The following is a 26,325-nucleotide window of genomic DNA, read 5'->3' on the forward strand; positions in this document are numbered from 1 at the left end:
CCCTTTTTTGGTCGTCCCTTATTAAGGACACCCCGGGAGGTTATACACTAAAGAAAAGTCCTTTGATTCCGAGGCTAAAGCCAAATACCCCTCGCCTTTTCCACTCACCAAAAAATCATAAGTCTTTCCTTCAAGAGTAATAAAAAACTCCATTTCTCCTGACTTTATGAAGTCATTGGCTTTTTCAAGGGTTAGGCTCCAGGTTTCACCCAGGGGATTTTTGCCTCCTATATGACTTAACTTGAGGCCTTCAGGAGATTTGACCGTTTTTATACACAGGATTTGAAATCGATGTGACATTTAATTTAAATCTATTTGCTGGTCCAAGTCTCGATACACTACCACAAGGATAGAAATTTTAAAATTTGATCGATTTTTTTCTTAGTTTTTTTTCAAAAAGGAAATAAACCTCATTCTTTGGGATGGGAAAATGAATTTATTCCTACTCCTGCCATGAACTGGAAGAGTTAGGAGAATTACCAGGGTTAAATTTGGTTCTATCTTTGAACACTATGATCCTACCATATTTAGAGTGATACTAGGTTCATCGGAAATTTCGAAAAGTATTTTCGCTTTCCCCACCAAATCCACAAATACAAAATGGAAAAAACGAACTGGAATAATGCAATAGACAAGGCTTTGGAGGTCTTGAGAATGTCCGATAAAGGTTATGTAATGCTGGATATGTATAATAACCTGATCACTCCTGAAGAGGCAGCTTTTAATAAGGTCAGTGTTGTACCTTATAACGCTTTGAAATTTATTGAAAACCAGTTTAGAGTTTTAGGTTTGGATATCGCCGATAAAACCGTTCGAATCAAGTTAATTGCCCTACTCGAAGAATTTGATCGGATTTCCAAAGAGAAGTTAGCCTAGGATAAAGGTGTTTTTTGGTGGTTAGTGGCTTTTACTCTGATTCCATTTCGTCTCTTGGATGTCGAATAGAAATGGGTTTTTAACTAGGAAAAGATGCTGACAGGTTGGCTTGTAAATGGCTAGTAATAAATTACTTAATTAATTCGCCTGTCAATTTACAGCTCAGAACTGCTCTAATTTTCATTTTTAGGATTTAATAAATTTGCACATCCTCAAAATTTTTTCAAATCAATTAAGTACCTATTTATTAGAATTTAGGTGCGGATTATAGAAGACAAAGTTCAGTTTCAGGCTGAATGTTGCAATCACGTTTAACTTCAAAGGAAGTGGGACAAAGATTAAAAAAGGCTGTAGGTCATTCTGTTTTTCAACGGGAAATAATTTAAATACTATGGCCCAAGAAATAGTAGAATTTTAGGAGCTAAGTTTTGCAATATGGGCGGGGTTTACTCATAAATAGCTGAATATCATTGATTTTATAAGATTCTTGTTCTGAGTTTTTCTGTTATGAAAATAAAAAGCCAATTTTTTTGCAACCGAAGAAAACGAAGCTGGTCTAATGGGTGAATATGAATAATGAAAGCGATCATCTTTCAGATAAGTTTATTGTAGCCAATGTTCTGAATGGTAAGATTCAGGACTTTGCTCTCATCGTAAAAGGCACTGAGAAATTGGTTACTCAAATTGTTAAGAAGATGGTTTTTGATGAAGATGACCAAAAAGATTTGCTTCAGGATATTTATCTGAAAGCCTACCAGAATTTGGCTTCTTTTCAATTTAAATCTAAACTATCAACATGGGTTGGCAACATCGCCTACAATACGACCATTAATCATCTTCAAAAAAAGAAGATTCCAATCTATGACCTGGAAACCGCAAGTGGGAATGCCTCAAAAGAAACCGAGAACCCTGAAGTTGAAGCTATCCAAACGGAAGCTGTGGATATTCTTACCGTAGAGATTGCTAATCTTCCTCCACTATACCAGACTTTAATCACTCTATACCACCTAGAAGAATTAACCAATAAGGAGATTGCTCAAATTACCAATTTGCCAGAAGGAACAATAAAAAGTTACCTTTTCAGGGCAAGGCAAATCCTTAAAGAAAAGATTAATCAACATTACAAGAGGAACGATGAAAAATAGCAGCCATTTAAGTGATGAAGCGCTTCAATCCTATCTTTTAAAAGAGATTCAGGATGATTCCTTAATTGTTGAGCATTTGGAGGCTTGCTCCAAGTGCCAGAAAAGACTTGAAGAGTATCAGGTAGTTATAAAAAATGTACAGAAGATTGAGCCTGAGGGTTTCACCTTTGATGTATCTGCTTTAGTAATGAATACAGTAACGGTTTATGAGAAAAGGAAAAGTAGAAGACAAGAATTTGCATTTTGGGGGGTATTGATTCTACTCGTTCTAGGTATTTCTTTCTTTTCCTTACCTTTTTTACCCGCTGTTTTTAAACTGTTCTTTTCGGGATCTGGATTGATAACACTATTGGCAATAGGGGTAGGTCTTGGAGTGTTCTTGTTCTTATTAACTGATATTATCCGTCAGAATCAGGTTAAAGAAGGAAAAATTTTTAAAAATAATTTGCAACCGATGAGTTAAATCTCGGTCTACTGATTTGTAAATCAAAATCAATTGGAAAATGAAAAAACTAGTAATTAGTATAATGATGAATTTGGCTTCTTTCCAAGCTTTTGCTCAAGACAAACAAATTGAAGGGACAGGAACGGAATTTATACAGCCTTTAGATCAAGATCTTCCAAGTGAGGTGTTACTTCCAATTTTATTTATTTTATTCCTGGTATTTGTGATTATCAATTTGATAAAATATTTCTTGGAATATCGCATAAAAAATAAACTGATTGATAGGGGGATGGCTGAGCAGTTATCAGCCTACTTATTGGATAAGAATGTCCAGGAAAAGCAAGATGAAGTAGTGAAATTGGCTATTATATTTTTTGGTGTTGGTTTAGGGCTATTGTTGACCTATTTGACTTCTCCAATTAATTTACATTCCTTGGCAATCATCGCTTTTTGTCTCGGCTTGAGTTATCTGGCTTATTTCTTCTATCTGAGGAAATAAAATTGGGGATAGAGGTTGGTTGTTTAAAAATCGTCTTGCAAGAATCAGCCATTTCGCTCTATATATGTCCCAATTTTTATTCTATGATTGCTTATTATTCTTTCGATTATGGCTACTAACCTAGGCCCGAGTTTTTTCCCCTTTTTCTTATACCTGTCCCAAAGAGAACTATAGGTATATAAGTTTTATCCCGTCCTTTCTAATGTAAAGTTAAAGACTTCAACTTGTGAAGGGAGTAAAGTATTGCCCATATAAAACCTGTAAATAGTTAAAAAAAATAATAATTAAAACTTAAATCAATGAAATATTTATTCTCCATTATAGCGCTTTTAGTCGCTCACCTAACATACGGACAAGTGAGACAAAGTTCTGCCGCCGAGGTTTCAGAATTTGGTACTTCACAAGCAAAGAGCATTGAAGCAGAACTCGATGCCATTTTCAAAAAAGCGTATCCCAGTAATTCACCCGGGGCAACTGTGTTGGTTTCAAAGGATGATCAGATTATTTACAGAAAAGCTTTTGGAATGGCGAATCTTGAATTGAATGTCCCCATGAAACCTGATAATGTACTTAAGCTGGCCTCAATTACCAAGCAGTTTACCAGTGTGGCTATTCTGATTTTGATGGAGCAAGGTAAACTAAGCTTGGATGATCCTCTGTCAAAGTACATCTCAGATTTCCCCCGAGGGAGTGAAATAACCATTCATCATTTACTCAACCATACTTCCGGGATTAAAGATTACACCAGAATACCTGAGTTGAGAGACAAAACTCGATTGGATATTTCCCCTGAAGATCTAATCAGTAATTTTAAGGACTTACCTTTGGAATTTAATCCTAACGAAAAATATGATTATAATAATTCAGGGTATGTTTTATTGGGATATATCATTGAGAAAATTTCCGGTTTAAGTTATGGTGATTTTATAAATGAAAATATTTTTAAGAAGATAGGCATGAATAATTCTTCCTATGCTGATAATTACAAAATCATTCCAAATAAAGCTGTGGGGTATGGTCTTTTTGAGGGCAATTTCGAAAATGCTGAATATATGAGTCCCTCTTTTCCATATGCAGCTGGGTCTTTAATTTCCACCATAGATGATATGTTCTTATGGAATAAAGCCATCCAAGACAACACACTCATTTCTGAGAAAAGTAAACAGTTGGCTTTTACAAATCATAAATTAAATACTGGTAAACCTTCCAATTATGGGTACGGATGGTTTATTAATGAAATTGCAGGCCTGCCAACAGTAGAGCACACCGGTGGGATCAACGGTTTTACTACCTCTGGAATTTATGTCCCTGACAGCAAGATCTATTCAATTGTGCTTTCAAATCTTGATGATGGTATAGGGGCAGCGAACCACAACCTAAAAGCAGTATCTGCTCTTTTGGGCAAACCAATTGAAAAAAAGGTTGCGTTGAAAATTTCAGAAGAAGAATTGAAGAAATGGGAGGGGGCTTATCAATTTGAGGATGTAGTTCGATTTATTTCCTTTGAGGAAGGTGTACTCTTCAGTGCCCGTGAAGGTGGTCGTCCAATGAAACTTGAACCATTGTCAAATAGTGAGTTCTCATTTGAGAATAGTTTTTCGACCTATAAATTCTCTACCGTAAATGGAAAAAGACAAGTTCTTTTTTCAGACCGAATTATAAAGGCAATTGGTATTGAAACCGATATAAAGCCAATATCCAATAAAGACGAAATCAACCTGCCAAAGGAAATCCTTGTGAATTATGTCGGTGTTTATGAACTTCAACCGGGTTTTCAAATTGAGATTAAAGTCCAAAATGATCGCCTGATTGCAATGGCTGCTGGGCAACCAGCTGTGGAACTTTTCGCTAAAACTGAAAATACCTTTTATATCAAAGAAATAGGAGCTCAATTGGTGTTCAACAAGGACTCTGATGGAATAATTAACAGCCTAACCTTTGCCCAGGGTGGAAATAAAATGGAGGGGAAGAAAATTAAATAGAAATAGGTTTTTTCAAGCTCCTATGTAATTGGATGGGTCTTATTCAGGGGCATAAGGATTTGAATGTAATCTTGTTAACCATTCGAACGCTTATGCCCCTTACCTGTTTAACTCAACCTGAGGCCCTTTCAGATTCAGCCTTACTTTCTATTTACCAAGTATAATTTCTTGTGACCTTGGTCTTTCTTTGGATCTCATTAGAATCAATTGAAAACCGTGTTTTAACAGAGATGAAGGAACTGTTTTGGGATGCAAGTGATGTTTTGTTCCTTCCTCGTTTCTATCCGTTTCGGCATATTGGCATCTATTATCCAAGTAAAAGCTTCCCAAGGGGTTTGATGTGCTCTATACTGATAACTATCGCCGAAGTGTTCGATAGAGGCTCAACTTACCAGGAAAAGGTGGTAGGGTTGCTTGCCCGATTGGACTCTGCTGAACTTTTGATTTTATCCTAACATTTTGAATGACTTAAACGTGTAGATCCTGATCTAAATCCAAGAGTTGGAGTAATGAAATTAAGATTGATGACTTATTTGAATACCTTAATCTTTCTTCAAAATCAGATAATTTTTCAGAGAAACAGTGCATTTGGTAATATGAAATTGGAAAACCGAAAGTTTAATTTGGTTTCTAACTTATCTTTTGGCCGGCTTTTCCGGTACTCCAAAGGGGAATTTTAAAATGAATAGTTAAGCCCTTTACTTAATCCCAATTACCTCAAATAAGTCCGACCGAGGAAATATTTACTTAGCCATGGAAAATTTACTTTTCGACTTTATGTCAAAATACATCACCCTTACAGAAGAGGAGAAGACTGCGTTGCTATCAATGAATCTTTTTCATTCTGTAAAAAAAGGAACCGTTTTACTTAAAGAAGGGCAGAGTTCCAAAGAGTTCTTCTTTGTAATAAAGGGTTGTATACGAGTGTATTACATCATTGATGGAGAGGAAAAAACAACCGCTTTCTACACAGAATTGGAGGCATTAACTCCTCATTGTGTTATCACTAAAACCCCGTCGGATTATTTTGTAAGTTGTTTGGAAGACAGCATCCTCCTGATCTCCAATACTGAGCTGACTGAAGAAGCCAACAATAAATTTCCCAAGTTTGAACTCATGTGTAGAATGTTTTCGGAAGAATTGTTGGCCAAACAACAAATCGATTTTGATGAATTTAAGACCTCTTCACCTGAACAGCGGTATTTAAACTTGTTGGAAAAAAGACCAGACCTTATCCAACGTGTTCCTCAGCATCAATTGGCAAGCTTCTTAGGAATTCAACCCCAATCTTTAAGTAGATTGAGAGCCAGGATTATGGAGAAAAAAGGGAGGTAAAGTCCTTTTCTTAACTTAAGTGATCGAATAAGTACCTCCTTCCGATCTTCTTTTGCAGCAGAGTTTCAAGAAAAAGAAAAACTATGCAATGGAAATATTCCCTTATTGGACTTGCCTGCTTTTTGGCAACCGGTTTCCAAGTGAATGCAAAACACTCAAAACAAGACAGTTCCTTTAAGAAGTGGTTTGTAGGAAGCTCATTCCTTATGTTAGGTAACTTCATTCCTCATGACTCCAATTCACCGAGGTATTTTCAATTGAATGTTGGACATCGTACACTAAGAGATGTTGTTCAATTTCTATTTAAAAGGCCTCAATCCGCTTGGCCACTAGGTATTCCTTTCGGTCTTTATTTTGATGCAATTGGACTAAACTACCTTGAATAAGTAGGTATCCTTGCTCCTCAAGTTTGAAACCAGCGCTTTTGGCGGAAAGGACTTTATGCTTCTCTGTCTAGGTATTGAATGCTTTTAAAAATATCTGGATGAGAATAAAAGAAGTTTGGGAACGGATTTATTCTTTATGTAGACCCTTATAATGGGGTCCAATTTATATTAAAGACTGTTTCTTTTTTGCCACGCTATAGGACTTAGTTATTGGTCTCTATGAACAGGTATTCCGAATTCTTTTGAGACTGTAGAACAACGTTGGCCTGACTAAATTGTCAAACCCGTGCTTGATTTTTGGTTTAAATTTTAGTGGATTATATGAAAGCAGTTATCTGTACTCGATATGGAAATCCGGAAGTTTTGAAGCTTCAGGAGATTTCCAAACCTATTCCCAATTCCAATCAGATTCTTGTTAGAATAGTCGCCACTACGGTCAATTCTGGAGATGTAAGAGTAAGGAATCTTGACGTCAAAGGAATCATGAAGTGGATTATGCGCTTGGTATTGGGTTTTTCAAAACCACGTAAACCCATATTGGGAAATGTGTTTGCAGGGGTGGTGGAGACTGTAGGGAACAAGGTTTCTAAGTTTAAATCGGGTGATAAAGTATTCGGAATGACTGGTTTCAATTTTGGAACGCATGCTGAATATATTGCTGTGGATCAAAATAGCAAAGTGATTGAAATGCCTGAAAATGCCACATTCGAAGAGGCCGCTGCGATAATTTTCGGTGGGCAAACGGCCATTTATTTTTTGGAAAGTGCCAAAATTTCCGAAAGGCCCAACAAAAAAATCCTGATCATAGGCGCCACAGGCTCAGTGGGAACGGCAGCAATCCAATTGGCCAACTATTTCCATGCCGACATCACGGCAGTTTGCAGTTCGAGGGGGAGTCAACTTGTTGGAGACCTTGGAGTGACAAAAATTATTCTTTATGACAAAGAAGACTTTACTGAGGGGTCTGAAAAGTATGATATAATTTTTGATGCAATTGGGAATACCAACAGAAGAACGTGTGAGAAACATCTCATAAAAGGTGGCATCTATAAGAATGTGAATAGCTATGCTCCAGAAGAAAAGCAACAACTGCTATTGTTGAAGGAACTTTATGAAAAAGGAGCTTTTAAGGCAGTAATTGACAGGACCTTTCAATTTGAGGAAATTATAGAAGCGCACCGATACGTAGAATCAGGGCGCAAAAAGGGGAACGTAGTATTAAAAATTAGTGGATGAAATGATCACCCACATTTTTGGCCTACTGGTACTAATCTCTCATTTAGAATAGGTCTGTTTTAATATACTAAGTAATATAGATGGCGAGGTTCTGTTAGATGATTTCAAAATTAATAAGAAAACCAGGAGATAGAATACTCATGAAATCTGCTAGTCGCTGTTTTTTAACTTAAGTGAACGAATGGCGATATCCATCCAATTTATTTTTGTGTCATCTATTAACATCAATTAGAAAATGACATGAAAAAGAAAATTTCATCGATTGTATTTGCCTTACTGTTGGCTTTTAGCTTTCAGGTTAGTGCTCAGTATTCCAAACAGGATACTACTTACAAAAAGCTTTTTGTAGGTAGTACTTTATTTTTGTTGGGTAATTTTTCCCCCACCAATCCTCCGGGTTTTGCTCAACTTAATTTAGGTTATCGAATTACAGGAAGAGATGTAATTTCTCTTGAACTTATAACCTGGAAACATGCTTGGCCTCTGGGAATCAACCCGTTTTATAATAAGGCTTACGGAACTCCCGAAGAGAAATTTCCTGGTTACATTAGGGAGTTTGGATTCGGAATTGCCTACCAAAGGTATCTTTGGAAAGGACTTTATCTAGCAGTACATGTCATGCCAATGCGGCAAATCTTTAAGAATGAAAATGGTGATAAGATTGATACTGGTTTCATTATATTCAACACGAATCGGATCGGCTATCACGTAAAGCTCTTCAAGGACAAGTTTTTTATAGAACCATCGCTTGGCATTGCCGGCCGAGCTTATCACACCGAAATGCCTAATGGCTTTAAAGAAAAAGATGATAAGTGGCCAAAATACACACCTGAGCCTGGGCTTCATATTGGATTTAATTTCTAATAATTTGCCAATTGGCTAACAATAAAGATAAATGTTAATAGAGTAATAATTTATGTTGCTAAAAAGCCATTGATGCTTTTCTTTATTGATAGCTTGATTGCATCATTGACTGCTATTTTTTTGTTTTTAGAAATTAATACCAACACCTTTGAATGCCGATAAACATATTGATGTGTTTATCGGCAATTGGTTTAATTTTGTCAGTACATTCTATTATTTAATCGTTATACTTAGTCAGATTATCCGGCGTGCCTAAAAGGAGCATTTTTTAGTGAATAAGATTATGCTTTTAATGGAGTTTGGCAGTCCTAGATTTGGGAAAATATGGACCTTAAAATTAAATTGGATTTTATAAAAATCCAGAGTATTAGTTGGAGCTACTTTCCATCTAGTCGGATTTTAAACCTCCTTCTTGCGGAGTTTTATACAAACTTCTATTAGGTTCCTCCATTTGATTGGGTGATTGTTAATGTTCGATCCTGGTTTATTCAAATGATTTTTGATAGAATTGCTATCCTTGGAATTGGGGAATATTGGTTATTTTGAAAAGTTTGCAATGAGAATCAGTAAGGAATTGTACTTCTAACCTTCCTGTTTGGTATGGTCCGTTCCGGGTTTTAATCCAAAATTGGGTTTTGTTGCTGATCTTTGTCCTATGGTACTTTCGTCTTTTCAGAAAATGCACAGATCAGATTAGGCGTTCAACTTTAAAGAGAAGGATTTTCCGATTTTAACCCTGTATAATTATTCAAACTTGACAACTTGGCCAGAAGCCCTAACCAATAAAAATGACCATTTATGGCTTTGAATAAAACCTAATCAAGACCACCGTTTCCCAATATGATTGACTTCAAAGAATTTTTCAGCGCGATAACTTCCATTTCAACTGAGAGTTTGGTGGAGTTCAAGGCTTTGTTCGAGCCAAGAGTATTGAAAAAGGGGGATTACTTTATCAAAGAAGGCCAAGTCGCAAATGAACTTGGATTTTTAGAATCAGGGGTCATGCGCGTTTTTTACAGAAATGATAAAGGCACCGAATACAATAAGCAGTTTTTTGTCAATCCCAGCTTAGTCGGTGGTTACGCTTCCTTAATAACCAATCAGCCTGCAAAAATTAACCAGCAGGCCCTTACGGATTGTGATATTCTGGTGGCCAAATATGCTGATGTACAGGAGTTTTATTCTAAGTATCCCATTTTTGAACGGGGAGCAAGAATCATAGCCGAGTATTATTTTGTTCATAAAGAGCAAAGAGAAATTGAAATTGTATTGCTCGACGCAGAAGAACGCTACGCTATTTTTCAAAAGGAATTCCCTCAATTGGAACAGCAAATTCCTCAATATCACATCGCTTCCTATTTGGGAATTACACCGATACACTTGAGCAGAATCAGGAAGAAAAATTCCCCCTAGGAGATTTTATTAACCTATGTAAATGTATTCGGATTCCTCTCATTCGAATTTTGAGGCAGTGTATTGCTAAACAAATCAAAATTTGAGTCAAATGAGAAATAAGGAATTCCCCTTTTTTACGGGTCTGTTTTTAGCTTCTGCGGCATGGAATCTTGTCGGAGCTGGCTTTGGTTACTTTAATACCGAATTTACTTTTCAAAGGATTTTTGGAAGAGAGCTTACTGACCCGCTTTACTATGAAATCTACAAAGGGGCTTGGGGAACCACTCTTATGTTCTTTGTGGGATACCTTATGGTTGCCTATGACCCTGTCCGTCATGCAGGAATTGCGCTCATAGGCGGAATCGGAAAACTGTCTTTTGCAATTGGGGAAATGCAGCTGTATTTGGCGGGACTGGCAAAATCTGAAATTCTAATTATCGTTATCGGTGATTTTATCTTTTGTGCATTCTTTGTGCATTACTTTTTCATGTTGTTCAAAAGAAAGAAGGCTATTTTTTGAATCAGTTATGGTAAAGTTTTCAATTGTACTGGCGCTGTTTTTTGCTAGTATCCATGAATCGTTTGCTCAGGAAACATGGGGACTGGTTAAAGATGAACAAGGAATTCAAGTATTTGTCGCTAAAGTTGCGAATAGTGATTTTAAAGCTTTTAAGGCCGTTATGTCGGTTAAAACTACAGAGGATAGAGTTCTTGAAATTCTAAAGGATGTAAATAAATATCCGGATTGGTTTGCCTATACAAAGTCGGTGAAGCTTATAAAGCAGTCGGAGAATGAACAACAATTTTCAATGGAGACGGATTATCCTTGGCCCTATTATAATGAGTGCTCCAATTATTCAATGGTTTTTCAAAAAAGTGGGACCGGGACACACAGAATAAACATTGTAGGTTCTGACGAAAAGGCGAGCTGCAAGTATTCCTTAAAAAAAGCAAACGGATATATTTTGCTTGAGCCAGACAAAGGGGATCTCAGGATTACCTATTATTTTCATTCAGAACCTTCGCAAAATATCCCGGCAGGGCTGATTAACCCAATGATCTATCGAATGCCATTTGAAACATTTATTGATCTGAAGAAGAGATTTTTAGATTGAATTCATTTCCAAAAGGTGATTTTGAAACTGTGAAGTGACTAAGTATAATGTTGGTTCGGGCTGATCAATTAAGGTAACGATCTAACTTGGCGGACCAGTTCGTCCACTTTTTCCATCGATGGAACCTTTACTGGGGGGAGTGGACTTGCTTTTTGGAGAATGATGATTTTTGGTTTTTGATTCGGAATCCAATTTGGCTTAATCAAAAAGTCAACCACTGAAGGATTTAAAAACACAACACCTTTACCTTTTCTCGCCTTTTTCTAAAGTCGGAAAAGAATTGGAAATTAATCTTCAACAACGGTACACATACTAAACCGTATGTGTACCCGTCTTTTCATCTAACAAGGAGGTTAAAGACTTTTTACTAATGATGGTTAGGCTGTTTTCTGAATTGCAGATAGGTAAATAGAACCAGTACCAAGGCGATTGAGGCTTTCGCAACATCCGCGTGGTATCCCGTTGCTGCTCCCGATATCAATGCAAACAGGACATCGAAGGTAAAACCGGCAAAGACCCATTCTTTCAAAGATTTGAGTTTTGGAATAATCAATACCCCAGCGCCTATTAGTTTAGCTGTACCCAATGCTGTTATAAAATAGGGTGGATAACCCATTTCAATTGTTTTTGGATACGTCGCCGGATGTTGAATGAGCTCCCAATACCCGCTTAAGGCGAAAAAAAACGCTAAAAGACTGGAGAGCATGCGATACCACGTAATCCTATTTCCTATTGAGGTTCCAAACTTCATGATCACCCAGTTACAGCTTCACCAGGAAATTCAAGCTGATTAAGGCATTCATTCGTTCTCTGAACTGAACTTCATTTGGTTTGCTTATCCAGGAAAGATCCCGTTGCACTTCGGTCATAATGCGAAACCCGGCTTTTTCTGAGACCCTAAAATGGGCACCCAGTAGGGCATTCGTGCCCGCATTAACACCTGAACCACTTCCTGTGTAATACCCAGTCATATCCGTGCGGGCATAATAGATTCCGTAGGCACCTAAACCAAATACCAGTGAAACTGGCTTTGAAAGATCACGACTGTACACCACGTTGATTGGAAAGCGAAGGTTGTTGTTTTTGTAGTTGACGTATTCGCCTTGGTTCACATCATTGCCGTTAAATTGCGAGAAACCAATTCCGGCTTCCACCAGAAACTTTTTCGAAAGTGATCTTGAGAGCAGTACTTCGAGTTGTGTTAAACTGCCATTAATCAGTTTCTTATTTCCAAGTTCCAGTTGTGAAATGCCCAGTTTGGTTTTTGCAACCACCGCATACTTCTTTTCTGGAATACTGGTAGGTGAGATCTGGGCATGCGCCCCGAAAGCCAGCAACATCAGTGCAATGACTATTCCTTTGTTTTTCATTTGTGTTTTTTGTTGGATTTGAGGCAAACCTACGCTCGACCAATCCATCAAAAAACGCCAAATGTCCTATAATGTAATCTCCCGTCTAAGTCTGCTTAGGTGCCGCGAACTAATACCTAGGTAAGATGCCAGGAACTTCAGTGGAATTTGTTGCACATAATGCGGCCTGTGTGCAAGCAATTCAAGATACCGCTCTTTGGGTGTTTTGTTCAGCAGTTGAAAAACCCGGTTTTCAAGTTCTACATAGGCTGACTTGATAATGGTTTTACTAAACTTGAGCCAGTTTAAATTGTCCTGGAGCTGGGTCTCCAATACATCGAATGGCAACAGCAACAGCTCTGCATCTGTAATAGCCTCTATGCATTCGGATGAACCTTTACCCGATATGAGCGCACCATACGATGCAATGATCTGGTTGGGAAAGGTAATGCTGTATGTCTTTTCCTCACCTGTTGTTTCTCGGATTAAGTGCCTGAAAAATCCCTCCTTTACCAAAGCAAACTCGCGGCTCAAGGTACCTTCGCTAACAAAACACGTTCCTTTCGGTACTTTCCGGTACTGCATGGCCTGAATAATGGTCTGGATTTCGGGTTCGGTTAAAATCTGGTGTTGCTCCAAAAAAGCACGTAATAACACTTCATGTGGCCATGGTATGTCACATTTTTTAGCTGCCTGATACGCAATGGAATTCATGTCCTTTCTCTTCTCCCTGATCATACCTATAAAATCGGATTCTACGGTAGCGCTGAAAAACGGTTTGCAGACATGATATAAATTTCCTAAAGCAATAACTTGAACTTGCTGTTTTTTAAAGAAAACGAGGTTTTATCCTGTTTTCATTCGTGCATAGTAAGCATGGTTTTGAATCCTCAAGTCCTTCAAATAAAAAATGCTAGTAAATAGAAGTGGGCTCAGTCTGATCCAGACTTTTATTGGCACTCCTGGCTTTGAAATGATGGGCAATAGAGTAGGGCAAGGTGAATTGTCTGGATAAAGAAAAAACAATGCTTGGTTGAATTTTCACCCATAGGAAGCCATGAAGTCCGAAGCTTCTGATGGTGTTGGATGAACTGAAATCATGTTAAGCCATGGACATTAGAGGTTTGGTTTTTGGGGTATTTCCATAGCAGGTGGAGATTTTTAAATCTTTAAGATTATTAAGGGAAAGGGTAAGTCCACACCCTTGGGTAGTGAGGGTGGAATGAGTCATCAAAAGTTGTCCTAAACCTGAACCGTTCAAATGGCTGTGCCAAAATTTAATCCATTAAATTTTGGCACAGTTGATCGAACATTCATAATTAGTGAGTCTGTTTATTTCATCTGGCTCAAAATCATTTTATCAAAAGCCTGGTCAGATAATAGTTTGCGCGCCATTACAGCCAGTTTTGCATTATATCCCCCCACATATCGGAATTTTGGACTTTTACTTTCAATTCCTTCCATAATGAGTTTGGCAATCACGATTGGCTCACTGTTGTTTTCGGTCGATTTTTTCAAAAATTGGGCAAACCTGTCGACACTTGCTTTATATGCTGATTTTTCGGAGCTCTTAATAAGATTCTCGACAGTGATGTCAGCCCATTCAGATTTAACCCCTCCGGGTTCCACCACTATGACATCAATTCCAAATTGCTTGACCTCGTTTCGCAAACTGTCGCTCAAACCTTCTAAAGCAAACTTACTGGCATGGTACCAACCACCAAAGGGTGTTGCAAATTTTCCCCCTATGGAAGAGATGTTTACAATTTTCCCAAACCTGTTGGCCCTCATTTTGGGTAATACCAATTGAATCAACCGTGCAGCACTGAATAGATTTACTTCCAATTGGCGCTTGGCATCTTTCATAGAAACATCTTCCACAGAACCATATCCTCCGTAACCGGCATTATTAATCAGGATATCAATATGGTTTTCAGCCTTGAATATCCTTTCAACGCCATTTACCAAGGATTTCTCATCGGTCACATCCATTGGAATGACTTTAATTCCCCATTGTTCTAATTCCAATAATTTGTCCAAACGCCTTGCCGCTGCATACACCGTGTAGTTGTGTTGGGCTAAAAGGATAGCGGTGGCTTTTCCAATTCCTGTTGATGCTCCTGTAATCAGAGCTACTTTTTTTGTTGTCATTTTGCTTGTTGGTCTATGATACTTTCAAGGCAAAATTATTCCCGAGGCAAGGTCTCTTGTTTTTCTGAGTAGCTCAATAACACTTTGCTCAATAGCTCAGCTCAATGGTAGATGGATTGTAACCGAAATGATTTTTGAAGGTGCGTGAAAAATGGGAGAGGTTCTCAAAACCAACTTCAAGATATACTTCGGAGGGTTTTTGCTTTTTTCGACTGATAAGGAAATGCGCTTCTTGAAGCCTTTTTTCCAACAACCATTTCTGAGGTGTCGACTGAAATGCTTTTTCGAAATCCCGTTTGAACGTAGCCAGACTTCTTCCTGTAAGGTAGGCAAACCTTTCCAAGGGGATGTTAAATGTAAAATTCTTCTGCATGTAATCCACCAAATCTAACTTTCCCTGCTCGGCAAAATTGGCGAGAAGATTGTCGGTACGAATGTCCACTGTCCGAAGTATGGAAATCGCTTCCTGTAATTTCAGATCTGAAATCGGCTTGGGTATGCTGTCTCCCTCCAGATCCTCATAAGGCAAAATAGAATCAAAAAGACTGCTGATCAAGGGATGTTTTTTGATTCTCTGGACTTCCATTTTGGGGACATAATTTTCGCTTAATTCTTGGGCTGAGTAAAATTTAGCCAGAAATGACTGCGAAAAAGCAATTGCTACAGACTTGAATGGAGTTTTTTCAGAAGGGTATTTGACAAATCTCGCCAGCATGTTTCTATAAAACAGGGCTGTTTCTCCCTGTTTGATCAGGTAAGTCCCTTTTGAATCTGCCACTCCTAAACTACCGGAGAAAACATGGATTGCAACATGTTCCGGGACGTTGCTTTCGACGCTTCTGTAGGCCTTCTCTGTGCAGGAGAAGAATATGTTGGATTTTGAAGTGTAGTTTATAGAATCCATAGTGATTGGCTCATTTTTTACTGATATCACGTCTTAATCTGCTTAAAGAAGATTTTGTAATGCCTATGTATGACGCGATGTATTGTAACGGAACCCTGTTAGCCAGATGGGGGAAATTTGCCAAGAAAAAATCATATCGCTCAGCAGCATCCTGAGGCATCATTAAACTTACTTTTTTCAATTTCTCTGATAGGGCTATTACCGTGATTTTTGAAATTATTTTATCCCAAGTAATAATAGTTTTGGACAGCGTGTCCATTGATGATTTATTTAATGTTAATATTTTACTGGTAGTTACTGATTGAACATATTCAGTTGAAGAAATTCCACTAGTATAACTCATTAGGTCAACCATGAAGTTTCCTTCATCTAAAAAGTATCTAGTGATTTCCTCTCCCTTATTGTTGTAATAGCAAACCCGAAAAACACCTGTTAAAATGAATCCTATCTCTTTTGATACTCTTCCGGCTTCCAAGAAATATTCTCCCTCCTTGTAATCCTTAATTACCAGGAGGGATTTTATTAATTCAATTTGTTGCGTGTTTAGCGTGTCAAATTGGAGTAGGTAATCTATAAAGTTGTCACTTGTCATTTCTTCCTTTTTTATACATCTCCTCGGTTTGCCTTTTCATTTCTGCCAATGTGTCACGCATCCAAAATTTATGGGTGGTTTGAATGTATCTGTTTATAAGCCACTTCAGAATTAAATTTTTCTGATCAAATCCATAAGTCCAAACTATCCTTGTTCTGCCATCTTGAAGCGGAAAGTGTTGAAAGTTGCCTCTAGCCCTTTTTGCAACTCTTTTTAAATCAATTTCCAACTCTGTTAGCTCATAGGAAAAGCTGTAAGGATTTTGCCATTCAATGATTGATTCAAGTAAGGTTTGACCGGTATTAAAATGAACCCGTCTGCTATCACCTACTTTTGAAAAGCTTCCATTTACAGGTGTCGTCTTTTGAATTTTAGGCAGATCTTTATAATTTCCTACACTGCCAATTTCCTCTAAATTAAGTTTGAAAGATAAGTCCCAATAAATTTCTATCGGTACATTGACGGTGTCTTCCACAGTGTGTTGAGCCCAACCTGAGGGAATTTGTCCATTAGTGGTGGATATTGCTGCCATGGTTACAATTGTTAAGATTAGGATTGATTTTTTCATTTTGCCCTTGATTTTTATAGATCATGACAAAATTCTTCCTAATAATTATTGATTCAGTTGCCATTTGGCAAAAGTGAATAACCCTTTTTTGTCTGAGGCCAGAACATCTTTTACCTTAATAATCCATTGACCCTATTTGTGGTTTTTTGGTAAAGGAGCAAACAGATAAAAGTGATCCGGAAGTCTGGTTATTGATTTTTCCTCTTTCCTGCATTTATTTCCAACAGGATTTTACCTGTGTATTTTTCAGCTCTTTCTTTGGCAAATCCATCGATCAGGAGCCCGGAAAAACCGAGAAATACGATGCCCAAGGCCACTCCTTTGGAATAATACCCATCTTTCATGAAATATAGGGCCACACCGATCACCAAGCATAAGGTCCAGGCGATGTTGAGCGGAAGCCACCATCTGTTGACTCCATTGTCGCCTTCAAACCTGCGAAACTCTGCTTCGACGAAGGCTTCTCTGTTGTCGAGATACCTTGCCGGAAATTCATTGAGTCGCTTTTGGTTATTGTAAGCATTGAAAGTCCCGGCAAAAACTGCAATTAGAATAAACACCGATACCGGGTAAGTTAGGCCCTTTGCGAGGTCCGATGGATACTTCCATAACAGGGTAGAAAGTAGGGCGAACACTAAAATCCCGAAAAGCACCAAGATCACTGCTTCTCCCTTCTCGCCTCTGTAATAGGAGATGATTGATTCTGAAAATTCCATTAGTCTATTAATCTTTTGTCAATGATTACTTCAAGTTTCCCGGTGTTTTTGCCCATCAGCCATTTGGCAAAGCTTATTTCCCCTTTACTCGCTGGTTGCATAATGCTCCTGATTTGGAGTTTCTGAAAAGCGCGCTGTGGAAGTAGTTTTTTTAAGAAAGCAAACAGTTTGGCATCACCGCCGGAAATTAGGTGCAGCTTACCGTTATTTTCAGTTGCGGCGTTCCATATTTCATTGGCAATGTTGGAAGGAGCCGTTACTTCTGAAATCCCCGCCTGGGCTGAAAAGAAATTTTTATAGTAGGGTTTGTAAGCTTGGAAAGCATTATCTCCCTCAGAAATCCCATAATCCAATTTGGTGAATATTTTGGTGGCATGTGTACCCGGATAAATGGCTTTCACCTCAATGTTGAATGGGGCCAATTCGATCCCAAGACTCTCTGTCAATCCTCGGACTGCCCATTTGCTACTCCCGTATGCGCCAATGTAAGGGTAGTTGAATTGGGCGCTGGATGAGGCGATGTTAATGAACATTCCTCCCTTGTTTTTTCTGAAATGTGCAATAAAGGCTTTGGTGACCGCAAAAACTCCAAATACATTGGTTTCAAATTGCTCTGTAATCTGTTCCATGGTACTCGTTTCTGTTGGCCCCATGCGACAATAGGCAGCATTGTTAACCACCACATCTATCTTTCCAAATTTTCTGATTGCCATTCTTGATATAAAGTTTACCTGTTCATAATTGGTCACATCCATTTCGTAGACCGTCACGTTGGGTAATTCTTTAAACAGATTGGAGTGGATGAAAATGTTTTTTACAGTGGCAACTACATTCCATCCCTGTTGTGCAAACAACTCCACGGTTGCTTTGCCGATGCCTGAACTCGTTCCTGTGATGAAAATTGTCTTTTTCATTGAATTTTGCTTTGGAGTTTACCTGACAAAATTACCCTTCGGAAGAGAAGACCTGTTTTTCTCTATAGCTCAATTTTACTTTGCTCAGTGGGTCATTTTCATGCCGTAAAATGATAACTGAAATTCCTGAACAACGTGAGTTTTATAAGTTGAATGTGGGGCTTCCCGCCCCTTACACTGGTTTGGGACTTGGAAAGGATCAAGCAAAGAGTTAAGTAAGATTAGACACTTAACCAACCAACTCATAGGTAAGTGTCTGATTTTTCTTGCTACCCATATCATCGGTAGTTGTAACCGAAGAGTTCTTCCTTTGCGCTCAAAGGGGGGCAAAACCTCATTTTTTCAAGTTGATGATTTATTCAGGAAGTGAGCTTATCAAAAAAACCAAAATCATAGTAAGACATTTTTTTTTAGGTTTGGTAAGCTTATTAAGATTGATTAAAAATAATCTTGTTTAGAATTAATCTAATTAATAGGTTTGTGGCATCACATGAATAAACGTATCATGAATCACAAACAACTCATATTTGCTTTTGCCTTTTTCCTTGTCTCAACCTTGGCCTTTGCCCAAAATGGCATAATCCAAGGTCAAGTTACCACAGCAGATAATCAAGCTCTTGAATTCGTCAATGTCGGGTTGAAGGGTCTTCCCAAGGGTTCGACCACAGACCGATTTGGGAGATTTGAAATCAAAAATGTTCCGCCAGGAACTTACACGGTGTTTGCCTCTTTTGTGGGAATCGAGAAACAGGAGCAAACTATCACCCTTTCTTCAGGGGAGACTGTCACTTTAAACTTTAAAGTAAAAGAGAGTTCTACTGACCTTTCTGAAGTGGTGATTACTGACTTTTCATCCAATCGGTTTTATTCGGATTCCAGTTTTACAATTGGAAAGTTGCCCTTAAAGGACCTTGAAAATCCTCAAGTTTACAACTCTATTTCTGGTCGACTTTTGAGAGAGCAAGTAGTCACTAACATGAACGAAGCGATGAAAAACGCGACTGGAGTGACCAGGCTTTGGGAATCCACCGGACGGGGAGGTGACGGGGCTGAATATTATTCTATGAGAGGATTTTCTGTCCAGCCTACCCTTGTGAATGGGATGCCAAACGTGAACAACGGAGCATTAGATCCTGCCAACATTGAAACCATCGATGTGGTTAAAGGCCCATCTGGGACCCTTTTTGGAAGTGCTGTCATATCCTATGGTGGGTTAATTAATATCACAACAAAAAAACCATTTGACCTATTCAAGGGTGAAGTGGGTTTCATCACCGGAAGTTTTGGATTGAACAGAGTCACCGCAGATGTCAATGTACCGATCAGTGAATCTACAGCAGTACGAATAAATTCTGCCTTTCAATCCCAGAACACCTTTCAGGATGCAGGCAATAGAAGTTCATTCTTTTTTGCCCCTTCATTTAAGTTTAAGGCTTCCGAACGTCTTACTTTTTTGATCAACACGGAGTTCCTAGAGTCAAAGTCAATCAATGCGCCGATGATTTTCCTAAACCGAAATGCTGCATTGAAATTTGACCGCATTGACCCATTTCTGGATAACTATGAAAAATCATTTACAGGAAATGAATTGAGCATTCGAAATCCTAGCTACGGAATTCAGGCCCAAGCGCTATATAAACTTTCTCCTTTCTGGACTTCTCAGACAGTCCTTTCAAGAAGTTCTACCAAAACAGATGGGTATTACCAATATCTCTTTGATGGAGGTGATGGAGATTCTTTTACCCGATTTATATCAGATCGAAGTGGTCAGACAATTACCACCGACATCCAACAGAATTTTATCGGCGATTTTAATTTGGGACAATTCAGAAATAGGATGGTGGTTGGATTTGATTACTATGATCAAAGCATTTTCAATGGAAGTACCGGTTGGGTAGCCAATGGTTCTGTCAAACTTTCAGAGGGAAGCGATACCGGAGTATTGACACAGGCAGGCGTTGACGATTTGCTAAAAAATTCCTTTGAGGGAAATTCCACCGGCAAAAGTACGGTACTCAGTGCCTACGTTTCAGATATCATCAACCTTAGATCCAATCTTTCGGTAATGGCAAGTCTCCGAGCAGATCGATTCGAGGGTAAAACGGATTATTGGATCGAAGAGGAAGTAAAAAGTCAGACCGCTTTATCTCCTAAAATCGGTGTGGTTTACCAGCCCATCCAGGACAAAGTTTCAGTTTTTGCTAACTACATGAATGGCTTTGTGAATGTGGCGCCTCGTACAGTTGCAAATGTGGACGGTTCTAATCCAAGACTACAGGCGTTTGATCCTGAACAGGCAAACCAGTTTGAACTGGGTGTTAAAGCAAATTTGCTCAAAGACCGACTGGCTGCCACGGCGAGCTACTACGATATTCGGGTAAAAAATCGCCTGATCAACGATCCGGAAAATATCAACAATACCCTACAGGCTGGTGAAGTGGAAAGCAAAGGATTTGAATTTTCGCTTGTTGCCTCTCCAATTGAAGGGATGAGTGTGATCGCAGGATATTCAAATAACTCCGCTCAAGTGACAAAAGATAATCCGGTCAATGGATACTTGGGGTTAAGACCGGAAGAAGCAGGCCCAGAAGAATTAGTCAACTTTTGGCTAAGCTATTCCATCCCTTCTGGTGGTTTGAAAGGCTTTGGTGTCGGATTTGGAGGAAATGCCGCTTCTGAACATTTAACCCTCAATCGATCCAACGGAACCTTTACTCTTCCGGCTTATGAGGTGTTTAATGCAGCAATTTCATATACGAGTAGCCAATACCTTTTGTCTCTAAAGGTGAATAATCTAACTAATGAGCGCTATTTCTCAGGTTGGTCGACTGTAACCCCTCAGGCTCCACGAACCTTGGCTATCGGATTTAACTATCGATTTTAATGAATATAAAATATTGGATAGGTAAAATACATCTCTTGCTAGGACTATCGTCCGGGCTAGTGGTGTTCATTGTGGCTGTAACAGGTTGTATTTATGCTTTCCAGTCTGAAATTCAGGATTTGATTCAGCCTTATCGATATGTGGATCAAGTCGGGGAGACTATTTTGCCACCTTCAGAAGTATGGAAATTAGCGGGTGAGGCTTTACCTGGAAAGCACCTGCATGGAATCCTCTATCCTCAGATAGAAAACAGGGCTGCACAGGCCATTTACTATAGTTTTGAGGAGAATTACTATTATTTTGTTTATGTGGATCAGTTCACCGGCAAAATCCTGAAGGTAAAAGATGAGTATGCTGACTTTTTTAGGGTTGTCCTAGACGGTCATTTTTACCTCTGGTTGCCTCCGGAAATTGGGCAACCTGTAGTGGCTTCGTTCACTCTTGTATTTTTGGTCATGGTTATCACTGGACTGATTCTTTGGTGGCCGAAAAAGAAAAAAGGGGTTGATAAGAGTTTTAAAATTCGTTGGGATGCTCGTTGGAGAAGAAAGAACTACGATCTTCATCAAGTTCTAGGGTTTTATGTGATGATTTTCGCCTTGGTCTTTGCGTTGACAGGACTGGTTTGGGGCTTTACCTGGTTTAGGGATGGATATTACGCGATCACTACAGGCGGAAAGCAGTTTGTGGAGTATAATGCTCCACTTTCTGATTCTACTTCGGTTTATCAAGGAGTACTGCCGGGGATTGATCAGGTCTGGAGAAAAATGCAGGAGGAATATCCTACTGCAGAATGGATTGAGGTTCATCCTCCAGATTATAAGCATGGCTCCTACGCAGCCAATGCCAATCCAGATGCGGACACCTATTGGAAAATGGACTACCGATATTTTGATCAATATACTTTGGAAGAACTTCCGGTCGATCATGTTTGGAACCGATTTCACGAGTCCAGTGTAGGAGATAAGCTCCAGCGGATGAACTATGATATTCACGTTGGAGCGATCGGTGGATTACCCGGAAAGTTTTTGGCTTTCTGTCTTAGTGCGATCATTGCATCCTTGCCAGTAACTGGTTTTTTGATCTGGTGGGGAAGGAAAAAGAAGGACAGATCCCAAAATAAATTTTCAAAGGCAAAATCCTCCCAAAAGCATTTACCTGCCTAATTGATATGTTGATTCCTATTACAGGATATCGAAAGCAGCTAATTCCATGGATTTGGAGTTTTACATGACTATTCTGCGTAATAAAGATCGGCTTGGGCCTGAAATAAGGGATAGCCCCACTAAAAAAAGAATATGGGAAAGGATACTGAAGTTTACCTTTTTAATCATCTGAAAATTCAGGTGACTGGAAAGACTAGACGAAAAATTTATAACTATTTGGGAGGGAGGGTTCTTCAAGCGCAATATTTACTTTAGCCAACTCCCTAATTCATCAATAAGGTTGAATATCTGACTTTCATCCATAGGTTTTTCCCAGTAATCCATCACAATCTTGTATTCTTTTGATTTTTCACGATCAGATTTGCTCAGGGAAGAGGTTACCATAATGACCTTTATTTCAGCATATTGTATGGATTTAATCAAAATTTCCAAAAAATCCCATCCGGAGATTTTTGGCATGTTGATGTCCAAAAAAATCAACATTCGAGTATTGTGAGTATCCAGTGGCAAAATCTGGTTCAAAGCCTCTTCAGCATTTATAAAAGTACCCGGATTTGAATTCAGTTTAGTCTCGGTTATTATTAGTTCATGAAGAAACAGAACCCCTGGATCATCATCAATTATTAATACATTAACCAATTTCTCCATTATGGTTTTTTTAAATTTTCAGAAATGGAATGGGTTTCTTTCAGGATTTGGTCAAGTTGATTCAGGGTTTCCAATAGCTCAATTTCCAGTTCTTCTTTTGTTTTTCCGACCTTGGTGTATTTAGGATAGTTGATTAATATCCGGTTTATACCCATGGCTTTTGTAAGTGGTGCCCTGATCAAATGGGACTGGTTCCAGGTAATTTCCTTTAGAATAGAATTTTGATGTTCAATTTCCGTAAAAGCATCCTTTAATTTTTCATTCGTATGACTTAATTCAGAGGTCCTTTGGGAAACCATAAACTCAAATCTGTTTTTCATTTTCCAATTAAAATAGTACTGGAAACTGATGTAAATCAAGAAAATTGCGGAAACAGCTAGCAATACCAAAAAAAAGGTGGTTTCAAAAAAGGTTGGAATTACCCTGATTGAAAGGGTTTTAATAGTTTCCAATTGCCCATATCTCAGGATTTTTAGCTCAAGATTATATTTGCCGGGTTTCAGACCATTGAAAATAAGCTGTCTTTGATCTTTTATCGGAAGCCAATTCTCTTTCTTACTGCCCATTCTATAAAAAAGAGAGTATTGGGAAGGGTTGTCAAAATCAATTAGGCTAAATGAAATCTGAAACATGCGAACTCCCTGCGGAATTTCAACATCCCCTTCAATAGGAATAGATTGATCTCCCAAATGAAGTTCATCCCAAATGAATTCAGAACTATTTTCTGGCACCCCGGAAAATGAAGATGGATCGATAATACCTACACCTTCAACGGTAGGAATCCATATTTTTTCAGAGTAATCTTTGACAGCAGAGGGAAAGATAAGTCCATTCGCTTCTGAATTAGGCATTCCCATTTGCTTATTGAAAAATGTTGAACCGAGGAAAAAGTTTTGATCAGTACTTTTCTTAAAATTCTCAAGTTCTGAATCTGAAAAATATTGAACTCCAAAATTGTTGGTGATCCAAATTCCATCAACCGGGTCGGGAATTATGCTATAAACACTTCTTGATTTAAGGCCATTGATTTTTTTTAGTGATCTAAACCTACCGTCTTTAAAGAATATAATTCCACCGTGTGTACCAAACCATAGGTTTTCTTTTTCATCTTCATAAATGCTGTAGACGATGTCCTCTCCCGGTGTTAGGGGTAATTTTTGATTTTGGGTAAACTTTTCATTTTCAATCCAGAATACTCCTTGGTTCATAGAACCAATTATTAATTGGTTGTTTTTCAATTCAAGTATGCTGATGAAATTGGTTTGATTATAAAGCGTGGGTAGTTCCACAAGCTTTAACAATCCATTTTCGTCCAAATAATGGATACCTCCATTACGGGTAAGAATCCAAAGCCTTTTTTTGGAATCTTGGTAGATGGCATAGACGTAATTGCTTTTGAGCCCGTTTTCTACCGTAATGGTTTCAATTACTTTTCTGGATTTATAGTCAATTACAGATATCCCTGAACCGGAACCCACGTAAATTTTCCCAGCCAAAGAACCTATGGTGGTTACTCCATTTTGAATCAAACCATCATTAGTGGTCCATGATTGAATAGCATCTCCCTTGATTCGGAAAATACCGTCAGCTTTTGTCCCAATCCAGATGCTGGAATCATTGGCTTGAAAGATTGGTTTGACGTTTTTTTCTTTCAGGGAATCAAATTTCAATTGCTTCACCTTTGCTGGTTTCACAATAACCAATCCTTTACCTAAGGTTCCCAGGTAAATATTATCCCGTTCCTTTATGATTTTTCTGACCGTGTAATTTTTTAATTCCGGAAAATTGATTCGGGATACGTTTCTGCCTTCTATCAATAGTAATCCTTTTTCCAAAGAGCCTGCCCAAATCCTGTCTTCAGAATCTTTGATCAGACTGGTTGGATTAATATCCCGATAGTCATCGTAGGAAATGATCATTTCCATTTCGTAGTTTTCTCTAACCCTAAATAGGCCGGATCCTGAAGAAACAAAGACGGAAGTGTCAGAACCAAAAACTTTTTGCGCTACAAAAGTATCCTGAGTTACAATCTTCGACTTTTTCAGATTTAAGTCTACTTCATATAACCCTCTGGTTGTTCCAATTAATAACTTGGTAGAGCTTAATGGATAAAAACTTAAGATTTCAAGCTCGATATTGGGCTTCCAGAAGTCAAGTATGCTAAACGTATTGTCCTTCCAAACATGGATTTTTCCCGATTGTGTTCCAATAAGGAGTTCCCCGTTTTCAGTTTCGAAAATGGCTCGGATCCAGGTTTTTTCTGTGATTGTGGAACAATCAATTACTTCTAAAATACTTTGTTGCAATAGGGCAATACTCCGGTCGGCTGTAGCCCAAATACCTCTTTTGGATTTAAAAAAGGTATAATAAGTCTGTTCCAACATAATCGGATAAGTTTCTTGATCAAAGACCTTGGGAGTGGTTCCATCCAGTCTTACCAAGCCCTCCTCTGTTGCGGCCCATAAGTACCCCATGTTGTCTTTTTCCATGGCAAAGACCGCATTTTGAGGCAATCCATTTGAATTATCCCAGATTTCCAACACGTAATCATTGGAGTTTTCAACAGAGTTTTTATTCAAGCTTTGATTCTGCGCAAAACTTTTGGCCTCCCATAGTATACAAGAGGTAATTGCGAAAAGGAGGAAAAATGAAAATTTGAGAAAATTTCTATTGCTCAAAGTGTTTAAATTGAGAGGGTTGGGGTGTTAGGGAACTTGTAAAAAAGACCCTTTACCTAAGGGTTTTCAATTTGTTTTCCTTTCGACTTGTATAGTAATTGTTGAAACGAAAGGAATTTAGATTTTTTTTTAGTTTTAATGAAGTGTTTAACCCCTCCAGCTTGATTTATTTTCCGCTCTTTCTCAAAGATTTTCCCTGGATCTCAAGATCGGTGTACAGCGTGTTCGATCCTATTAAATATTGCATTTGCCAAAACCTAATTTCCGTTCATTTTATACCAAGCGTTAACTGGCAGATGTGAAGGGATAATATTTGATGTTTTATTGTGTAAGTCTTCGAAGTTTTCAATTGGTATTATTCTGGGTGAATAGCCAAGGGATTGATTCTAAAGTCATCCAGACTGAACATCTTCGGCTTTTCGTCATAATCTTTTCCTTGAAGGAAGAGCAGTTAGACTTTCCTTTTTCACTGGGGTA

Annotated in this window: 25 protein-coding genes; 13 read left to right on the plus strand and 12 right to left on the minus strand. The window is 38.4% G+C overall.

Annotated elements, in window-relative coordinates:
- Positions 1-21: 21 nt before the first annotated feature.
- Complete coding sequence (locus D0X99_RS16655) at positions 22-300, minus strand: hypothetical protein (protein WP_119478987.1); 279 nt, start codon at positions 298-300, stop codon at positions 22-24.
- Positions 301-600: 300 nt separating this feature from the next.
- Between D0X99_RS16655 and D0X99_RS16660 the strand changes: the two genes are divergently transcribed.
- The 11 genes from D0X99_RS16660 to D0X99_RS16720 all read left to right on the plus strand — a co-directional run bounded on the left by D0X99_RS16660 (position 601) and on the right by D0X99_RS16720 (position 11,278).
- Entirely contained in the window at positions 601-876 is a 276-nt protein-coding gene (locus tag D0X99_RS16660) for a hypothetical protein (protein ID WP_119478988.1), read from the plus strand.
- Positions 877-1,445: 569 nt separating this feature from the next.
- A complete protein-coding gene (locus D0X99_RS16665) occupies positions 1,446-2,021 on the plus strand; it encodes an RNA polymerase sigma factor (RefSeq protein WP_119479032.1) in 576 nt (191 codons plus the stop codon).
- The gene (locus tag D0X99_RS16670; protein ID WP_119478989.1) at positions 2,011-2,484 is read left to right on the plus strand and encodes an anti-sigma factor; all 474 of its coding nucleotides are present in this window, start codon (positions 2,011-2,013) and stop codon (positions 2,482-2,484) included. The genes D0X99_RS16665 and D0X99_RS16670 overlap by 11 nt, the downstream gene beginning before the upstream one ends.
- A 40-nt stretch (positions 2,485-2,524) precedes the next feature.
- On the plus strand, positions 2,525-2,965 hold the full coding sequence (locus D0X99_RS16675; protein ID WP_147392248.1) for a DUF6249 domain-containing protein: 441 nt from the start codon (positions 2,525-2,527) through the stop codon (positions 2,963-2,965).
- A 299-nt stretch (positions 2,966-3,264) separates the two neighbouring features.
- Positions 3,265-4,947 carry a serine hydrolase gene (locus tag D0X99_RS16680; protein ID WP_119478991.1) on the plus strand — a complete coding sequence of 561 codons (1,683 nt, stop codon included), beginning with the start codon at positions 3,265-3,267 and terminating at the stop codon, positions 4,945-4,947.
- Positions 4,948-5,700: 753 nt separating this feature from the next.
- Positions 5,701-6,282, plus strand: a complete 582-nt coding sequence (locus tag D0X99_RS16690; RefSeq protein ID WP_119478993.1) for a Crp/Fnr family transcriptional regulator — start codon at positions 5,701-5,703, stop codon at positions 6,280-6,282.
- A 707-nt stretch (positions 6,283-6,989) separates the two neighbouring features.
- Positions 6,990-7,904, plus strand: coding sequence for an NAD(P)-dependent alcohol dehydrogenase (locus D0X99_RS16700; RefSeq protein ID WP_119478995.1), 915 nt, complete (start codon positions 6,990-6,992; stop codon positions 7,902-7,904).
- A gap of 240 nt (positions 7,905-8,144) precedes the next feature.
- Positions 8,145-8,768, plus strand: a complete 624-nt coding sequence (locus tag D0X99_RS16705; RefSeq protein ID WP_119478996.1) for a hypothetical protein — start codon at positions 8,145-8,147, stop codon at positions 8,766-8,768.
- An 840-nt stretch (positions 8,769-9,608) separates the two neighbouring features.
- Positions 9,609-10,181: a Crp/Fnr family transcriptional regulator gene (locus D0X99_RS16710; protein WP_119478997.1), complete on the plus strand. Its 573-nt coding sequence runs from the start codon at positions 9,609-9,611 to the stop codon at positions 10,179-10,181.
- Between the two features lie 91 nt (positions 10,182-10,272).
- Complete coding sequence (locus D0X99_RS16715) at positions 10,273-10,683, plus strand: hypothetical protein (RefSeq protein WP_119478998.1); 411 nt, start codon at positions 10,273-10,275, stop codon at positions 10,681-10,683.
- Between the two features lie 7 nt (positions 10,684-10,690).
- A complete protein-coding gene (locus D0X99_RS16720) occupies positions 10,691-11,278 on the plus strand; it encodes an SRPBCC family protein (protein ID WP_119478999.1) in 588 nt (195 codons plus the stop codon).
- Between the two features lie 367 nt (positions 11,279-11,645).
- On the opposite strand, the gene D0X99_RS16725 is transcribed toward D0X99_RS16720, so the two are convergent.
- The 9 genes from D0X99_RS16725 to D0X99_RS16765 form a co-directional block, all read right to left on the minus strand.
- Positions 11,646-12,029 carry a DoxX family protein gene (locus D0X99_RS16725; protein WP_119479000.1) on the minus strand — a complete coding sequence of 128 codons (384 nt, stop codon included), beginning with the start codon at positions 12,027-12,029 and terminating at the stop codon, positions 11,646-11,648.
- Between the two features lie 10 nt (positions 12,030-12,039).
- Positions 12,040-12,648 carry an outer membrane beta-barrel protein gene (locus tag D0X99_RS16730; RefSeq protein ID WP_158587724.1) on the minus strand — a complete coding sequence of 203 codons (609 nt, stop codon included), beginning with the start codon at positions 12,646-12,648 and terminating at the stop codon, positions 12,040-12,042.
- Between the two features lie 66 nt (positions 12,649-12,714).
- Positions 12,715-13,365, minus strand: coding sequence for a Crp/Fnr family transcriptional regulator (locus D0X99_RS16735; RefSeq protein WP_119479002.1), 651 nt, complete (start codon positions 13,363-13,365; stop codon positions 12,715-12,717).
- A 594-nt stretch (positions 13,366-13,959) separates the two neighbouring features.
- Positions 13,960-14,778 (minus strand): oxidoreductase, encoded by an 819-nt coding sequence (locus D0X99_RS16740; RefSeq protein ID WP_119479003.1) that lies wholly within the window; start codon positions 14,776-14,778, stop codon positions 13,960-13,962.
- Between the two features lie 88 nt (positions 14,779-14,866).
- Positions 14,867-15,682 carry a helix-turn-helix domain-containing protein gene (locus D0X99_RS16745; protein ID WP_147392249.1) on the minus strand — a complete coding sequence of 272 codons (816 nt, stop codon included), beginning with the start codon at positions 15,680-15,682 and terminating at the stop codon, positions 14,867-14,869.
- Positions 15,683-15,692: 10 nt separating this feature from the next.
- The gene (locus D0X99_RS16750; RefSeq protein ID WP_119479005.1) at positions 15,693-16,274 is read right to left on the minus strand and encodes a Crp/Fnr family transcriptional regulator; all 582 of its coding nucleotides are present in this window, start codon (positions 16,272-16,274) and stop codon (positions 15,693-15,695) included.
- Positions 16,264-16,842 carry an SRPBCC family protein gene (locus D0X99_RS16755; RefSeq protein ID WP_119479006.1) on the minus strand — a complete coding sequence of 193 codons (579 nt, stop codon included), beginning with the start codon at positions 16,840-16,842 and terminating at the stop codon, positions 16,264-16,266. The genes D0X99_RS16750 and D0X99_RS16755 overlap by 11 nt, the downstream gene beginning before the upstream one ends.
- A 188-nt stretch (positions 16,843-17,030) precedes the next feature.
- Positions 17,031-17,558 carry a hypothetical protein gene (locus tag D0X99_RS16760; protein WP_119479007.1) on the minus strand — a complete coding sequence of 176 codons (528 nt, stop codon included), beginning with the start codon at positions 17,556-17,558 and terminating at the stop codon, positions 17,031-17,033.
- Positions 17,558-18,472 carry an SDR family oxidoreductase gene (locus D0X99_RS16765; RefSeq protein ID WP_119479008.1) on the minus strand — a complete coding sequence of 305 codons (915 nt, stop codon included), beginning with the start codon at positions 18,470-18,472 and terminating at the stop codon, positions 17,558-17,560. The genes D0X99_RS16760 and D0X99_RS16765 overlap by 1 nt, the downstream gene beginning before the upstream one ends.
- Before the next feature lie 505 nt (positions 18,473-18,977).
- Between D0X99_RS16765 and D0X99_RS16770 the strand changes: the two genes are divergently transcribed.
- Positions 18,978-21,356, plus strand: a complete 2,379-nt coding sequence (locus tag D0X99_RS16770) for a TonB-dependent receptor (protein WP_119479009.1) — start codon at positions 18,978-18,980, stop codon at positions 21,354-21,356.
- Positions 21,357-21,391: 35 nt separating this feature from the next.
- On the plus strand, positions 21,392-22,522 hold the full coding sequence (locus D0X99_RS16775) for a PepSY-associated TM helix domain-containing protein (protein WP_233553744.1): 1,131 nt from the start codon (positions 21,392-21,394) through the stop codon (positions 22,520-22,522).
- 246 nt (positions 22,523-22,768) lie between these two features.
- On the opposite strand, the gene D0X99_RS16780 is transcribed toward D0X99_RS16775, so the two are convergent.
- On the minus strand, positions 22,769-23,170 hold the full coding sequence (locus tag D0X99_RS16780) for a response regulator (protein WP_119479011.1): 402 nt from the start codon (positions 23,168-23,170) through the stop codon (positions 22,769-22,771).
- Positions 23,170-25,749, minus strand: coding sequence for a ligand-binding sensor domain-containing protein (locus tag D0X99_RS16785; RefSeq protein ID WP_147392251.1), 2,580 nt, complete (start codon positions 25,747-25,749; stop codon positions 23,170-23,172). Before D0X99_RS16785 ends, D0X99_RS16780 begins: the two co-directional genes overlap by 1 nt.
- Between the last annotated feature and the right edge of the window lie 576 nt (positions 25,750-26,325).

It is taken from the genome of Algoriphagus lacus (genome assembly GCF_003583985.1).
In the GTDB taxonomy this organism is placed as follows: domain Bacteria; phylum Bacteroidota; class Bacteroidia; order Cytophagales; family Cyclobacteriaceae; genus Algoriphagus; species Algoriphagus lacus.